17 protein-coding genes are annotated in these 13,528 nt (G+C 51.0%); 1 reads left to right on the top strand and 16 read right to left on the bottom strand.

Features of this window, described 5'->3' with window-relative positions; genetic code table 11:
* Nucleotides 1-17: 17 nt before the first annotated feature.
* The 13 genes from PFJ30894_RS03180 to murI all read right to left on the bottom strand — a co-directional run bounded on the left by PFJ30894_RS03180 (nucleotide 18) and on the right by murI (nucleotide 9,675).
* The gene (locus PFJ30894_RS03180; protein ID WP_125669012.1) at nucleotides 18-905 is read right to left on the bottom strand and encodes a DMT family transporter; all 888 of its coding nucleotides are present in this window, start codon (nucleotides 903-905) and stop codon (nucleotides 18-20) included.
* A gap of 109 nt (nucleotides 906-1,014) precedes the next feature.
* Nucleotides 1,015-2,769: a Na(+)/H(+) antiporter subunit D gene (locus PFJ30894_RS03175; RefSeq protein ID WP_113077938.1), complete on the bottom strand. Its 1,755-nt coding sequence runs from the start codon at nucleotides 2,767-2,769 to the stop codon at nucleotides 1,015-1,017.
* Complete coding sequence (locus PFJ30894_RS03170; RefSeq protein ID WP_021717476.1) at nucleotides 2,738-2,983, bottom strand: hypothetical protein; 246 nt, start codon at nucleotides 2,981-2,983, stop codon at nucleotides 2,738-2,740. The genes PFJ30894_RS03175 and PFJ30894_RS03170 overlap by 32 nt, the downstream gene beginning before the upstream one ends.
* Nucleotides 2,983-4,488 (bottom strand): monovalent cation/H+ antiporter subunit D family protein, encoded by a 1,506-nt coding sequence (locus PFJ30894_RS03165; protein ID WP_113077937.1) that lies wholly within the window; start codon nucleotides 4,486-4,488, stop codon nucleotides 2,983-2,985. The genes PFJ30894_RS03170 and PFJ30894_RS03165 overlap by 1 nt, the downstream gene beginning before the upstream one ends.
* Nucleotides 4,485-5,975, bottom strand: coding sequence for a complex I subunit 5 family protein (locus PFJ30894_RS03160; RefSeq protein ID WP_125669011.1), 1,491 nt, complete (start codon nucleotides 5,973-5,975; stop codon nucleotides 4,485-4,487). Before PFJ30894_RS03160 ends, PFJ30894_RS03165 begins: the two co-directional genes overlap by 4 nt.
* A complete protein-coding gene (locus tag PFJ30894_RS03155) occupies nucleotides 5,972-6,346 on the bottom strand; it encodes a sodium:proton antiporter (protein WP_125669010.1) in 375 nt (124 codons plus the stop codon). Before PFJ30894_RS03155 ends, PFJ30894_RS03160 begins: the two co-directional genes overlap by 4 nt.
* A complete protein-coding gene (locus PFJ30894_RS03150) occupies nucleotides 6,330-6,779 on the bottom strand; it encodes an MnhB domain-containing protein (protein WP_125669009.1) in 450 nt (149 codons plus the stop codon). Before PFJ30894_RS03150 ends, PFJ30894_RS03155 begins: the two co-directional genes overlap by 17 nt.
* A complete protein-coding gene (mbhE, locus tag PFJ30894_RS03145; RefSeq protein ID WP_125669008.1) occupies nucleotides 6,776-7,081 on the bottom strand; it encodes a hydrogen gas-evolving membrane-bound hydrogenase subunit E in 306 nt (101 codons plus the stop codon). The genes PFJ30894_RS03150 and mbhE overlap by 4 nt, the downstream gene beginning before the upstream one ends.
* Nucleotides 7,081-7,323: a Na(+)/H(+) antiporter subunit B gene (locus tag PFJ30894_RS03140; protein WP_125669007.1), complete on the bottom strand. Its 243-nt coding sequence runs from the start codon at nucleotides 7,321-7,323 to the stop codon at nucleotides 7,081-7,083. The genes mbhE and PFJ30894_RS03140 overlap by 1 nt, the downstream gene beginning before the upstream one ends.
* Nucleotides 7,304-7,660: a monovalent cation/H(+) antiporter subunit G gene (gene mnhG, locus PFJ30894_RS03135; protein ID WP_197714972.1), complete on the bottom strand. Its 357-nt coding sequence runs from the start codon at nucleotides 7,658-7,660 to the stop codon at nucleotides 7,304-7,306. The genes PFJ30894_RS03140 and mnhG overlap by 20 nt, the downstream gene beginning before the upstream one ends.
* The gene (locus PFJ30894_RS03130) at nucleotides 7,657-7,920 is read right to left on the bottom strand and encodes a monovalent cation/H+ antiporter complex subunit F (RefSeq protein ID WP_231997938.1); all 264 of its coding nucleotides are present in this window, start codon (nucleotides 7,918-7,920) and stop codon (nucleotides 7,657-7,659) included. The genes mnhG and PFJ30894_RS03130 overlap by 4 nt, the downstream gene beginning before the upstream one ends.
* A gap of 3 nt (nucleotides 7,921-7,923) precedes the next feature.
* Entirely contained in the window at nucleotides 7,924-8,496 is a 573-nt protein-coding gene (locus tag PFJ30894_RS03125) for a Na+/H+ antiporter subunit E (protein WP_125669006.1), read from the bottom strand.
* A 384-nt stretch (nucleotides 8,497-8,880) separates the two neighbouring features.
* Nucleotides 8,881-9,675 (bottom strand): glutamate racemase, encoded by a 795-nt coding sequence (murI, locus tag PFJ30894_RS03120; RefSeq protein WP_125669005.1) that lies wholly within the window; start codon nucleotides 9,673-9,675, stop codon nucleotides 8,881-8,883.
* A gap of 165 nt (nucleotides 9,676-9,840) precedes the next feature.
* Here murI and PFJ30894_RS03115 point away from each other — a divergent pair, with 165 nt between their 5' ends.
* Nucleotides 9,841-10,365, top strand: a complete 525-nt coding sequence (locus PFJ30894_RS03115) for an RDD family protein (protein ID WP_125669004.1) — start codon at nucleotides 9,841-9,843, stop codon at nucleotides 10,363-10,365.
* A gap of 44 nt (nucleotides 10,366-10,409) precedes the next feature.
* On the opposite strand, the gene PFJ30894_RS03110 is transcribed toward PFJ30894_RS03115, so the two are convergent.
* The 3 genes from PFJ30894_RS03110 to PFJ30894_RS03100 are packed head-to-tail and all read right to left on the bottom strand — an operon-like array spanning nucleotide 10,410 to nucleotide 13,391.
* Nucleotides 10,410-11,165, bottom strand: a complete 756-nt coding sequence (locus tag PFJ30894_RS03110) for an SDR family NAD(P)-dependent oxidoreductase (protein WP_021717464.1) — start codon at nucleotides 11,163-11,165, stop codon at nucleotides 10,410-10,412.
* Nucleotides 11,165-12,700, bottom strand: a complete 1,536-nt coding sequence (locus tag PFJ30894_RS03105) for a sensor histidine kinase (protein ID WP_125669003.1) — start codon at nucleotides 12,698-12,700, stop codon at nucleotides 11,165-11,167. The genes PFJ30894_RS03110 and PFJ30894_RS03105 overlap by 1 nt, the downstream gene beginning before the upstream one ends.
* A complete protein-coding gene (locus PFJ30894_RS03100; RefSeq protein ID WP_021717462.1) occupies nucleotides 12,690-13,391 on the bottom strand; it encodes a response regulator transcription factor in 702 nt (233 codons plus the stop codon). The genes PFJ30894_RS03105 and PFJ30894_RS03100 overlap by 11 nt, the downstream gene beginning before the upstream one ends.
* Nucleotides 13,392-13,528 lie beyond the last annotated feature (137 nt).

The following is a 13,528-nucleotide window of genomic DNA, read 5'->3' as shown; positions in this document are numbered from 1 at the left end:
CCATGTATTTTTTTAATTTATTTTTTAGGCAGTGACAATAAAACCACAGTTAAAATAATGCAGGTCATGCCGACCAGATCTTCGACCGTCAGCGGCGTTTGCAGCCACAGCACTACGGCAATGATCGAAGCTAAAGGTTCGGCACAGGAAATAAGACTGGCTTTAGTAGCGCCTACTACTTTTAATCCCACTAAAAAAACACTATAGCTCAGTACCGTAGCCCCCAGGATCAGATAGACCATAGCAGCGACTGCCGCACCATCCCAATGGCCGCTGGGCTCAAAAGGATTGATGAAGATACAGAGAAATCCGCCTGATAAAAATTGTCCCCAGCCGATGATCAAAGTCGTCGAATATTTTTGCAGCAGCCGAAACGGCATAACTGTATAAAACGCCAGGGAAATAGCAGAAATTATCCCAATGGTCAGCGCCGCCGGCGACAATACCACCGAATCCAGGCTGCCGTGAGTAGCGATCAGAAAAACTCCGGCTAGAGCAAAAAAAATACCGACGAACTCACGCCCTTCCGGCAGGCAGCGGTTTTTCCAGGACATCCACAGCATGACAAAGATCGGCGCCGTATATTGCAGCACTGTAGCAGTAGCCGCATTGCACAGTGAGATCGTGTAATAAAAACCAAACTGTGCCCCTAACAATCCCAGAAAAGAAAATGCCAGCAGATCTTTACGATCTTCTTTATCCTGCAGCACTGCCCAGATATTCTCGCCGCGGCACAGCAGATAGCCTAAAAAGACCACGCCGGCAATGATCTGCCTTACCGCGATGAGCCAGGGAGCGCCTACATCATAAAATTGAAATAAAAACTGGCCGGCAACGCCGCCCAGTCCCCAGGCTGCTGCTGCCAGCAGAATGAATATCACGCCCAGGCGAAATGAAAGCTGCATAAACTGCACTCCTTTAAATATCAATAGATTTCATTGTACGCCAGCGGCGGGATTTAGTCAATAAAAAACCGTACCGGCTTTAAATACTGGTACGGTTCGTTATTTTTTATTAAATGATCGCCATAAAATAACACAGAGAACAGAATAATATTGTTAATGTTATCATGATCGGGTCGGCGATCGAAGTGCGGTAATTTTCCGGATTATATTTGGGACTGTTGCGCAAAGGCTTGGCATCCAAAAATTCCATTGGGTTATGACTCAGCTCCATGGATTTTTCATATAATACCTCCCAGGTATTGCCAAGCGCCCGGCTTACTGCACAGCACAGATAAGACAGCCCGGTCACGATGCCCGCAAAAGGCTTCCGGTAAAACCAGTCCGTATCCAGTGATAAAGCTGTATGCGGCGCCATTTTTGGCAGATACATCATGAACGGCAGCATCGCCATTCCCAGCATTTCTATAGACTGAGTAATATGGTCGACCGTAAAGGGGTGGTATGGTTCCATCGTAAAGGGCAGATACCTGTACAAAAGCTCGGGATAAACGCCGTATAACACGCACAGAGTCGCGCCGATACCCATGGCTACATACATATTCTTCGGAACTTCACGTTTGATGACCACGCCGTTGTCAGGCGCCAGGAAGATGAAGTAGATCATCTTGAGGGCGATGGATAAAAACGTACCGACACCAGCCAGCTGCAGCAGCAGCTCAACAGAACCGTAATGGGCAGCAGCGGCGGCGCTGATCGTGATGGATTTACTGATGAAGCCGTTGAACAGCGGCACACCGGAAATCGAAAGGGCAGCGATCACAAAGCACCAGAACGTAAACGGCATCTTTTTAGCAAGACCGCCCAACTGGTTGATTTTGCGGATACCAGTCGCATAAATGATCGCGCCGGCACACATAAAGAGCAGTGATTTATAAAGGATATGGCTGAAAGCATGCGCTGTTGCGCCGTTCAGCGCCATAGCCGTTCCCAATCCTACGCCGGCGACCATAAAGCCGACCTGGCTGACGATGTGGTAAGAAAGCAGACGCCGCATATCATTTTCCATGATCGCATAGCAGGCTCCGTATAAAGCCATCAGCACACCGAACCAGATCAGGAAGTCAGTGCCTGCAAAAATGCGGATCAGACAATAAACAGCGACTTTAGTAGTGAACGAACTCAGAAAAACGCTGCCGGTGACCGTACCTTCGGGGTAAGCGTCAACCAGCCAGGCGTGCAGCGGCACTACGGCCGCATTGATGGAAATTCCGAGACAGATCAGCCAGAAGGCAGTATCCCATGGTCCCTGTGCCAGCGGCATAACTAAATAATCTCCGGCGCTGACCTTTAAGAAAATACCGGCCAGCAGCAGATTGCCGCCGAACATATGCACTAATAAATACCGATAACCAGCCTGCCGCGAAGCAGGAGTTTTTTTACACCAGATAAGAAACAGCGAAGTAGCCGCCATCAGCTCCGAAAAGAAGATCAGAGTCAGCCAGTCCTGGGCTAAAGTTACGCCCAGCGCGCTGCCGGCATAAGTCATCGAACAGAAGGCTTCCATCCTGTTACTGTTATGGCAGGCATAGATACCGCCGATAGCCGCCATCATACAGAAAATCAGGGCGAAGATCCAGCTGAGCGCGTCTACATGGAGATAATGCAGCGTGATCCCGTTGATAAAGGGCAGCGTCGCATTCGTGCCCGGCGCCAGCGTCAGCACCGCGCCTAATCCCAAAAGCGGACCTGCCGCAAGCACCGGCCGGCGCAGACTTTTAGGAACAAACAATGCTATCAATCCGACAGCGATCAGGATAAAACCGGGGTGCAGATTACTCATCGTCATCGTCACCTCCGTCATCATAATAATCTTCCGGACGCTGCAGCAGCGGCGTCATAACTATTTTAGCTACAAAAATCAACAGCCAGCAGCCTGCAAAACCAAACAGCAGATTAAAACCCGGGGTAGTGTTCCACCATTCGTGATAATGAGGATGAGCGAAGAAAAACTCCAGGACAGCGGCAAGCACCGCTACTATAAGAACCAGCTTATACAAAGCAGTTTTCGTCAGCTTCATCACCAGCCACCTCCAGTCCAGCCCTGGCAGATACTATCTGCTGCCTGCGAAGCCATTGCGTAGAAATTCGGGGATATTTCCGGCATCACGCCTAAAACAAGCGCCAGAATCGTTGTGAAACAGATCGGCAGCAGCATTCTGTAGCTGATCTCACCATAAGTACGGAATTGTTCCTGTGGGTCCCTTTTAAAATACGCCATTTGACAGACCGGCATCAAATAAGTAAGCGCCAGCATCGCGCTTGCGATCAGTACTGCAACATATAAGGGTTTGCCGGACTGCAAAGCGCCCAGCGCCAGGTTCCACTTACTGATAAAGCCGACCAGAAACGGCATCCCGGCAATACCCAGCGAGGCGATCGTAAAGCAGCACATCGTGATCGGCATCTTTTTGCCGATACCGTACATCTCACTGATATTACTGCGGTGCGTCCTGACAATAATAACACCGGCACACATAAAGAGCGTGATCTTCATGACCGCATGGGCCACCAGATGCAGATACGCGCCTTTGATACTGAGCGGCGACAGCAGCGCCGCGCCTAAAACGATATAAGAAAGCTGCCCGATCGTCGAAAAGGCCAGCCGCCGTTTCAGATTATCCTGCTGAATAGCGATCAGCGAGGAAATGATGATACTGCCGGCCGCAAACCAGGCCAGGATATCAGCAGTCCCGATATCCGCCAAAAGCTTAGGCCCGAAAACGAAGCCGATGATACGCAGGACAGCGAAAACACCGGTCTTAACAACTGCCACCGCATGCAGCAGGGCGCTGACAGGCGTCGGGGCGATCATCGCTGCCGGCAGCCAGCCATGCAGCGGCATGACAGCTGCTTTTACCGACCCAGCCAGGATCATGATCAGGAAGATGAGCTGCAGCTGCCAGGTAGGCGCCATATCCGTTGTCAAAAAGCCGCCTGCCTTGAAATCCATTGTACCGGAAATGCAGTAAACTGCCACCAGTCCGGCCAAAAACAGCTGCCCGGAAATCAAAGTGTAGATCAGATATTTACGGCTGGCCAGCAGAGCTTCTTCGTTGCGCTTATGCAAGACCAGCGGATAACTGGCGATCGTCAGCAGCTCGTAAAAGAAGAAGAAGGTCAGCAGATTAGAAGCCATCGCAATGCCCATAACCGAACTCATACAAATAGCAAAAGCGGCAAAATAGCCTGTTTGCTCATGCTCATTGTTACAGCGCATATAACCAATGGAATAGAAGTTGATCGGTATCCATAAAAGCGCAGCCAGACAGGCAAAGAGAATACCGGCGCTGTCGGCACGCAGGGTAAAGCCGATCGTATCAGTGATCTGGAACAGGGTCCATTCATAGGTCACACCCGCCAGAACGCCCGGTACCATAGATATGATCAAGCCGAATTTAATAAATGAAGCAATAACGCTCCAGCTTTCGCGGACATTAGGATATCTGCGGCTGAAAGAGATCAGCACCGCCGCGAGGAAGGAAACTCCTACTGCCAGGAAGGGTCTGCAATCCATGATCGTCATCTCAGAAACACCTCCGGCAGTCCAGATTTGAGAATATCGTCAACAATATCCACGCTGTAGAAGCCCAGAACTAAAATCCCGATACCGGCACACAAAATCGGGATCGCCATCTCAGGCGGCAGGCCCAGCTTGCCTTCATGCCTGTTGATTTCTGTCAGCGACGCCTCGTGCTGAACAAACATCTGCTCAAGAATACGGAAGAAATAAACTGCGTTCAGCAAGCTGCTGATAACAAGAACAACGATATAGAAATACTGCCCGCCCTGATAAGCTCCCAGCATCAGATACCATTTACTGAAAAAGCCCGCCGTTGGAGGGATACCGACCATCGACAAAGCCGCTAACGTAACGGTGATCGTGCTTAAAGTCATTTTTTTATTCAGACCGCCTAAACGGTACAGATTGATTTCGCCGAAACGGTACTGGATACCGCCGATAACAAGAAACAGCGCGCTTTTCATAAAAGCGTGGTTGATGATATGCAGTACGGCGCCGATAAAACCATACATATTGCCGATCGCCAGACCGATAGCAATGTAACCGATCTGCGCCACACTGGAATAAGCCAGCATCCGGCGGAAGTCGTACTGGGCCAGCGCCATGATCGAACCGATCAGCACGCCGCCGATGCCAAGAATGCCTAAAACTGTTAAGGCCGTGCTGATGATCGGATTATTGACACCGAAAATATAAAAGAAGAAACGAATGATTGCGTAAGCTGGAACCTTGCTCATCACGCCGGCAATAAAGGCCGCCGAACCGGGATGGGCAAAGTTGTAAGCATCCGGCTGCCAGCCGTGCAGCGGGAACAGTGCCATTTTGATACCGAAACCGATAAACAGACATGCAACCGCTAAAGCGAACGGCGGCGAACTGAGATAAGGCATGATCCTTTCGCCCAGATCAGCCATATTCAAAGTACCGGTCATCGCATACAGATAAGCAACAGAAATCAGATACAGGGAAGCGCCGATCGTCCCGATCAGCATATAACGAAAAGCTGCCAGCATGGATTTTTTACCGCCCATGGCGATGAGCCCGTAACCGGACAGGGACATGACCTCTAAATAAACGTACAGATTGAACATATCACCGGTGATGACCATACCGCACAGGCCCACCGTCAAAAGTCCGTACAAAGTATAATAACCGCCGATATGCAGCCAGTCTTCCTTGCGCATAAAGGGCTTGCTGTACACAGCAACCATCAGCGAAATGAAGGTTATCAAAACCGCCATCACCGCGCTCAGCGGATCGATCACAAACTCAATGCCCAAAGGCGGTTCCCAGTTGCCCATCCAGTAGTGGATCGCTTCGCCGCTGGTCAGAGTTTGATGCAGTACCTGCAGCGAGCAGGCCAGCGAACCGGCGATCGAGCCGATGACCAGCCAGGAACCGAGATTCTTATTGAACTTGCTGAATAAGAGGCAGAGCAGAGCCGCCGTCAGAGGCAGCAGCACGATCAGTACAGGACAATGCTGGATCATTTGCTGGCCCTCCTTATAACCTCTACTTCTTCAACGGAGCCGTAAACTTCTTTGATCCGCATCAGCAAAGCAATGGCCACACCCGTTGTACCCAGGCTGACAACGATCGCCGTCAGCATCAGACAGTGGGGCAGCGGATTGATATAGGAAGCGGCGTCCGTTACGGCCGGATCAAAAATCGGAATCATACCGCCTTCCTTTTGTCCCAGGCACAGGAAGAAGAAAATAACAGCAACCTGCATGACGTTCATCGCCATCAGCTTTTTCATGTAATTTTTGCTCAGAACCATACCGTACACGCCCAGAAAAAACAAGATCATGACCAGCGTGTAGATCCCCTTGGTCTGTAAAAATTCATTTAGCGCTCCCATTTTCGTCCCCCCTTTCCACAACAGCATCCAGAATATTGAGAATCGTCATCATAACGCAGATCGTTACCCCGATCTCAATAAATAAAATCCCCAAAGCATGCAGCTCGTTGGTATGCTCTGCTTTAAACGGCAGATAACTGTAATCCAGGAAATTGCCGCCGTTAAGCATTGCCAGCCAGCCGGTAGCCGCATAGATGAAGGTCCCGACGCCGGCCAGGACCAGCGAATTTTTTATCGAAATATTGAACGATGCCTGATCGCCCATGATCAGTCTGGATAAAACCACACCGATCGACAGCAGCGCGCCCGCCTGGAATCCGCCGCCGGGTCCGGCCTCGCCGAAAATCAGAACATACACTCCGTAAACCAGAGAAAACGGCACTATAAGCCTGAACGCCGTATCAAGGACTATGCCGCCGAAAGGTTTCTTCATGCGTCCTCATCCTCCTTTTCCGGTCTGCGTCCCATCGTACTGCTGCTCAGCAGCATCACGACTGACAGCCCGGCCAGAAACATCACTGTAGTTTCCCACATCGTATCGAAGCCTCTATAGTCGGCCAGAAGCCCGGTAACGATATTGGGCGACCCGGTGTCCTGCACGCTGCGCTCGATGTAAACAGGCGTAACATGCTGGTTCGGCGCCGAATTGACATCGCCGATGAACGGCAGATATGTCACAAAGGAACAGAACATCCCTGTGATCACTGCCAGTAAAACTGTTACTAAACCGCGCATTACTTACACCACCTGTCTATTTTCTTCAGCGACACTACAAAATAGATCGTTGAGATCGTGCCGATAACGGCCTCTGTAAAGGCTACGTCAGGCGCGCCCATCATCAGATACAGCAGCACGGCACAGAAACTGAACTCACTGTAAATGACAGCCGCACACAGGATATCCTTGCAGAAAATAACGCAAACAGTAGTAATTATAAGGAATACCAATAACAGTGCTTCAATGATGTAGATCTGCATCTTCCTTATCCTCCTTTGCGTCTTCTTCCAAAGTCCAGACATGATGTCCTGATTTATAGGCCGCCTTGCTCAGAATATGCGTGCCGATCGGATTCCCCAAAACGATCAGCAGGGAAATCAGCAGCAGCTTCACCGAAACTATCGTCATACCTTCATAGATCATCAGCCCGATAAAAGAAAGCATGATACCGAGAGTCTCACTGTTGCCGGAAGCATGCAGCCGGCAGTAAAAATCGGGCAGCCTCAGCATCCCGATAGCTGAAGCCAATAAAAAGAACGCCCCGCCGGCGAGAAATATCTCGGCGATCAATTCTCGTGCAGTAAGCTCAAACATCATACATCCTTACCTCCCAGATATTTCGCTATGATCACCGAACCGACAAAGCCTAAAATAGCATAAGAAAGGGCTATGTCCACATACATTTCCGGACGTCCGTCCAGATAACCGAACAGAATGATCAAAAGGATCGTATCAGTACCCGTTACACCCAGGCCATTCATCCGGTCGTACACCGTCGGCCCCTGGAAAACACGCTGCAGCATCATACCGATAACAGCAATCACTGCCATCATTATCGCGATAATCATATAATGCATATGCTACTCCCCTTTCAATACCATAAAATCGAATTTTTCACCGAAAAGCTCTGCTACTTTCCGCGGCATAGCCCCGGACAGCAGCCCTTCCGCCGCCCCGTCAGTCAGAGCGTGGACTTCGTAAATCCCCTCCGGCGTTACGTTGATCGTCACCGTCCCCGGCGTCAGCGTAATGGAATTTGCCAGCAGCACCTTCGCCATCGGATTATCTGCCCTGAACACGAAGCTGATCACCTTCGGGTCGATCCTGAGCTCCGGCCGTACCGTCGCTTTGACAACATCGATATTCGCCAGCACCAGCTCTTTCAGAAGCCACAGACTGTAGCATAAAAATGCAATCGGCGAAACACCCAGTGCAAAATATTTTTTGGTGCCGTCGGCATTGGGCAAAAGCAGCAGCGGGTAACAGATCCAGGCAACCACCGCGCTGGTGATAAGTCCGTACACGACAAATTTAACTGCAAAATCTCCTGACAGCGCCAGCCAGAAAACAAACATCAGTATCCCCAGGGAAAATAGATGCGTCAGCGGAGACCCCACTATCGTCCGATCTTTTAAAACACTCTCTTTCTCCACAGCAACCACCCTTCTTTTCACAGCAAACTTATTTCAAGCAATACAAATACCGCTTCCACGTCTTTGTGAAACCGGTAGGCAAAGTCTCTATACAATTCTGCATAGATAGCGACAGTTTCAAGACGGGTCGAAATGTCCCGATGTCGTTTTTTGCTTCGTCCTCAGCCCTTCGTACGGCTGATTAGGTTGCAAAGCATCGGAAACAGAACCTCCTGAGACACTGGTCTGCTAATTAGTTTTACAGCATCCCTGGCAAAAGCAAAATCTTGCCCTTATTCTATGTTTTTATTTTTATTTTATATTAGACAAAAATCGCAGAATTCCTGCTATTTTTCAGCAAATTTGCTCAAATAGCAGGAATTTTTTCTAATTGCGACGAATCGCTTATAATTTTATTTCTTTAAAAAGGCATTTCCCCTGCGGCAGCACTCTGCCGGCGATCCGCGCGCCGCGTTCCACATCGGCGGTAAAGCAGACCTCCAAAGTACCTGCTCCTTCAGAGCGCAGAAGCCCCTCTGCAGCCAGAACCGTCTTCGTATCCTGCGCGGTAGCGTCCGCCGGGTCGATCACAGTCACCTCACTGCCAAACTCGCTTTCGATCTCTTTTTGGATAAAAGGATAATGCGTACAGGACAAAATCAGCGTGTCGATGCCGGCCGCCTTCAGCGGCGCCGCATATTCGGCAACAGCAGCCCTGACCTCGGCGCCGTCAAACTGCTCGCCTTCGATCAGCGGCACAAACTTCGGGCAGGCCTGAGGATAGACATCCGCACCGTCATCAGCTGCCAGGATCGCGGCCTTATGCGCACCGCTGTTGATCGTAAATTCAGTGGCAAACACACCGATCTTTTTCCTGCTGCTGGCGGCAAGTACCAGCTGCGCGCCTTTCGACATCCCCACGATCTCAAAAGCATGGCTGCCTTTAAGTGTGTCCACACCCAGAACAGTCAGCGTGTTGCAGGCAATAACTACCAGCTTCACCCCGCGGCCGCCAAGATAATCAATGATCTCACCTACAAACCGGCGTACTTCGGCTTCACTGCGGGGCCCGTACGGCGTACGCGCCGTATCGCCCACATAAATAAAATCCTCCTGCGGCAGCGCCGCCTGCAGACATTTTAAGACCGACAAACCGCCGACGCCTGAATCCAAAACTCCGATAGGTGCATTTTTCTGCATAATTTTCCCTCCAACCCCATTGTTTCCACGCATAAAATTTCAATGAGCTTTATTTATATTATATGCTTTTTTTCATAAAATAGCACACTATATCTGCAAATAATTCTGTGTTACAATAAGAGGGCAACAAGCTAATCAAATCACACTGAAAAGGATGTGCTGCATTTGACCGTCTCTCCTGTCAATTACCATAGCTGGCGCCGCTTTTGGGCGCGGATGTTCGATTATTTCCTGATCGGCTTTTTATTTTTGCTTCTGAGCCGTAATTCTATCTTCGCGCTCAACAATATCTTTCTTTACTCGGCGCTGCAGCTGATCGTCGTCATCAGCGCTGAAGCCTTTATGCTGGCCCGCACAGGCACTACCGTCGGCAAAAGCTTTCTGGGACTGCGTGTAGTTTCACCGTTTGCGCCGCTGGATTTCAATTTAGCCTGGAAACGTACCTTCTGGGCCTATGTCAAAGGGCTGTGGCTGGGCATCCCGATCATGATGTTCGTTCCCGCCTGGTTTGCGCGGCAGGTGCTGCGTGACAGCGGCTCGACGATCTGGGATCAGGCCTGCGGCACCCATATCGAAGCAGAACCGGTCGGACGGCTGCGCTACATACTGTTCGCCATCGTCTTTTTTATGCTCTTTGCCGCAATCGGCAATTATGAAGTATTTCTGCAGCAAATAGCACAGGGACAATAACCAAAAGGTTATTGTCCCTGTTTTTCATCTGCATTTGCAATTAATTACTTCGCTGTCAGGCCGCCGTCCACGGGAATGATACTACCCGTCATAAAACTGTTGAACGGCGACAGCACCGAGCAGATCACATGCGCGATCTCCAGCGGCTCCCCGACCCGTTCCAGCGGATAGGCCTGCTCCACATCCTCCAGCGTATAACTGCCGTCCGCCTGCTGCAGCTGTTTGCCCAGCATCGGCGTCGCCACATCGCCCGGGCAGATACAGTTGACCCGTACCCGCGGCGCCAGATCCAAGGCCAGCGCTTTCGTAAACGCTACGACAGCGCCCTTGGACGCGCAGTACAACGGACAGCCATAATTGCCATTGATCCCAGCGTCGGAAGCAATGTTCACGATGCTCGCCCCCTCTGCCGCCAGCAGAGGCAGCAAGGTCTGCGTCAAAAAAATCGTTCCTTTGACATTAGTGTCCATGATCGAAAAAAAATCATATTCGGTCACCTTCTCCAAACGGCGTTCCTGATAGATCCCCGCCGCATTGACGATCAGATCAATATTTTCACGCTGCTCGCGCACGTTCTGCGCCGCACTGCGGCAGGCTTCCAGATCTTTAACGTCGCCCTGCACATAATGCACTTTGCCATAAGCGCTCAGCGTGACCGCCGCTTCTGTACCCTTTTCGGCATCACGTCCCAGCAGCCACACCTCGGCGCCGTCTTTCAGCAGCAGCTCGGCCACAGCCTTGCCGATGCCCGACGTACCGCCGCTGATAAAGGCGACCTTGCCTTCACAACCATAGTTCATTAATCTGTACTTCCTTTCTTCAGAGCCGGCGGCAGCTGCATCACTACGCTGGTCGCCTCGCCGGGTATACTTGTCATTGTCAGTCCGATACCGTGACGTTCGCTGATCTGCTTCGAGATCGCCAGCCCCAGACCGCTGCCGCTCTTATTCGTTTCACCCCGCGTTTTATAAAAACGGTCGAACACATGGGGCAGCTCTTCCTGCTTCACGCCGCAGCCGTGGTCAGTTACCGTCAGCCTGCTGCCGAGCAGAGTAACTTCGATTTTACTCTGTTCCGGTGAAAATTTGATGCTGTTGTCCAAAAAGATCAGCAGCATCTGCCGCAGCCGTCCATAATCGCCTTCAATGATATAGACAGGCGTGTCCAAGGACAGTTGGATAGTAATATTTTTCTGCTGTCCCAGCCGCTGGCTGCTGCGAACTACGTCCTGCACCACATCGCATAAATTCACAGGTTCCTTTTCGATCGGAAAATCCGTATTCTGCAGCCGTGACAGATCCAGCAGATCGTTGATCAGCCGCTGCAGGAACAAAGTTTCCGCCAGCATCTGCCGGTGGTAATCCTCGACCTCCTGCGGCTCGGTGACTATCCTGTCACACAGCGCTTCCAGCGAACCGCGGATGACCGTCACCGGCGTCCGCAGCTCATGGGAAATATTCGCGATAAAATCACGGCGCAGCTGCTCCAGCTTTTTACTGGCCTGATCTGCTTCCAGCAGTCTTTCGCCCAGTCCGTCCAGCGTTTGAGCCAGCTGCCCGATCTCATCCTTCTGGTCGATATTGCAGCGCTCCGTATAATCATGCTCCGACATCTTTTCAGCGACCAGCCGCATCTTATTGAGCGGTTTGGTAAACTTCCACGAAAAAAGCATACTCAGGACAAACACCAGAACCATCGCCACGACGCACGATAAAATCAGGATCCTGATCCCCTCCCAGGCAGCTTCGCGCATGCCCTGCACCGGTGAATGCAGCAGCACCACAGCTCTGACTTTGCCGCCGGCATCGCTGACAGGCACGCCTACCGTGACCACCAGCTCGCCCAGTACGGGATTGATCTCCTCCATGACAAAGTTCTGTCCGGTAAAGCCCTGTTCCACCGCTCTTTTGATTTCCGGCGACAGAGCGTTATAGTCAAAATCACTGGCAGGTTCGGCTATATCCTCCTGCTGACGCATCAGCATCCGCTTATGTCCGTGCATCATCCCGTGCTGTTCGGGCAGCGCGCCGGCGTCCTCACGGTGCATTTTGACATTTTTATTCTCATCGACCACCCACACGTTTTCCATCGTGATATTGTCGATATAACGGATGAAACGGCTGCTGCCGATACCGCCGTAACGGTTCTGCAGCCGCGACATATTATCCTGCAGTACCTCGGCGATCTTCGTTGCCCGCACCTGCATCTCTTTCTTTTTCAGATCCAGCGTATGCTTGCCGAAAAAATGCATAAAGGTGCCGCCCACGACCAAAGCAAAAATCAGCAGTACCGCTGCAAAATACAGCGTCAGCTTCCAGGCGATTTTATTGCGCATGCTCTTTCTCCTCGAAACGGTAGCCTACGCCCCAAATGGTCTTGATCTCCCACTCCTCGTGTTCAAACTTATCCACTTTGGCCCGCAGGCGCTTGATATGTGAATCCACAGTCCGGCTGTCGCCGAAATAATCGTAACCCCAGATACTGTCCAGCAGGTTCTCACGCGAAAACACCTTACTGCTGTTTTTAGCCAAAGTCCACAGCAGCTCTACTTCCTTTTTCGTCAGCGTCACGTCCGCGCCGCCGATCGTGACCAGATATTTGTCCAGATCGATCACAAGATTGCCGACGCTGTACAGATTCTGCTGCTCGGCTTCGCGCGGCTGGACCCGGCGCAGGATAGCGCGGACACGCGCCATGACCTCGCCTGCTGAAAAAGGTTTCAGGATATAATCATCAGCGCCGATATCCAGCCCCATGATCCGTTCAAAATCTTCACCGCGGGCCGTGACCATAATGATCGGCACCATCGACCGGCGGCGCAGCTCACGGCAGACCTCGAACCCGTCCAGCTTCGGCATCATCACGTCCAGCAGTACCACGTCGATATTTTTTTCATGCTGCTCAAACAGCTCCAGCGCCTGCTGTCCATCCAGAGCCACCAATGGCTCGAAACCCTCTTTGCGGGCATAATTTGCTAAAATAGAAGTTATCTGCTGATTATCGTCAGCAATCAAAATTTTATTCATCGCTGCACCTCGTAAATGTATTATTACCATTATATACTTATTTTGGCGTACGGGGATAAATTATTCTCCGCACAGCTCAGCTCCCTGTAAGTATATTATAAGGTCCGCACTTGTCTGCAATCAATATAACACAAAGA

It is taken from the genome of Phascolarctobacterium faecium (assembly GCF_003945365.1).
GTDB lineage: Bacteria > Bacillota > Negativicutes > Acidaminococcales > Acidaminococcaceae > Phascolarctobacterium > Phascolarctobacterium faecium.
This window is presented reverse-complemented; position numbering and strand designations above follow the sequence as displayed.

Coding starts and splice junctions, on each gene's coding strand:
- PFJ30894_RS03110 (WP_021717464.1), bottom strand. CDS start 11,165: ATGAACTATGGTTGTGAAGGCAAGGTCGCCTTTATCAGCGGCGGTACG.
- PFJ30894_RS03105 (WP_125669003.1), bottom strand. CDS start 12,700: ATGCGCAATAAAATCGCCTGGAAGCTGACGCTGTATTTTGCAGCGGTA.
- PFJ30894_RS03175 (WP_113077938.1), bottom strand. CDS start 2,769: ATGATGACGGAGGTGACGATGACGATGAGTAATCTGCACCCCGGTTTT.
- PFJ30894_RS03160 (WP_125669011.1), bottom strand. CDS start 5,975: ATGATCCAGCATTGTCCTGTACTGATCGTGCTGCTGCCTCTGACGGCG.
- PFJ30894_RS03150 (WP_125669009.1), bottom strand. CDS start 6,779: ATGAAGAAACCTTTCGGCGGCATAGTCCTTGATACGGCGTTCAGGCTT.
- mbhE (WP_125669008.1), bottom strand. CDS start 7,081: ATGCGCGGTTTAGTAACAGTTTTACTGGCAGTGATCACAGGGATGTTC.
- PFJ30894_RS03180 (WP_125669012.1), bottom strand. CDS start 905: ATGCAGCTTTCATTTCGCCTGGGCGTGATATTCATTCTGCTGGCAGCA.
- PFJ30894_RS03100 (WP_021717462.1), bottom strand. CDS start 13,391: ATGAATAAAATTTTGATTGCTGACGATAATCAGCAGATAACTTCTATT.
- PFJ30894_RS03155 (WP_125669010.1), bottom strand. CDS start 6,346: ATGGGAGCGCTAAATGAATTTTTACAGACCAAGGGGATCTACACGCTG.
- PFJ30894_RS03165 (WP_113077937.1), bottom strand. CDS start 4,488: ATGACGATCATGGATTGCAGACCCTTCCTGGCAGTAGGAGTTTCCTTC.
- PFJ30894_RS03170 (WP_021717476.1), bottom strand. CDS start 2,983: ATGAAGCTGACGAAAACTGCTTTGTATAAGCTGGTTCTTATAGTAGCG.
- mnhG (WP_197714972.1), bottom strand. CDS start 7,660: ATGATGTTTGAGCTTACTGCACGAGAATTGATCGCCGAGATATTTCTC.
- PFJ30894_RS03130 (WP_231997938.1), bottom strand. CDS start 7,920: ATGCATTATATGATTATCGCGATAATGATGGCAGTGATTGCTGTTATC.
- PFJ30894_RS03140 (WP_125669007.1), bottom strand. CDS start 7,323: ATGCAGATCTACATCATTGAAGCACTGTTATTGGTATTCCTTATAATT.
- murI (WP_125669005.1), bottom strand. CDS start 9,675: ATGCAGAAAAATGCACCTATCGGAGTTTTGGATTCAGGCGTCGGCGGT.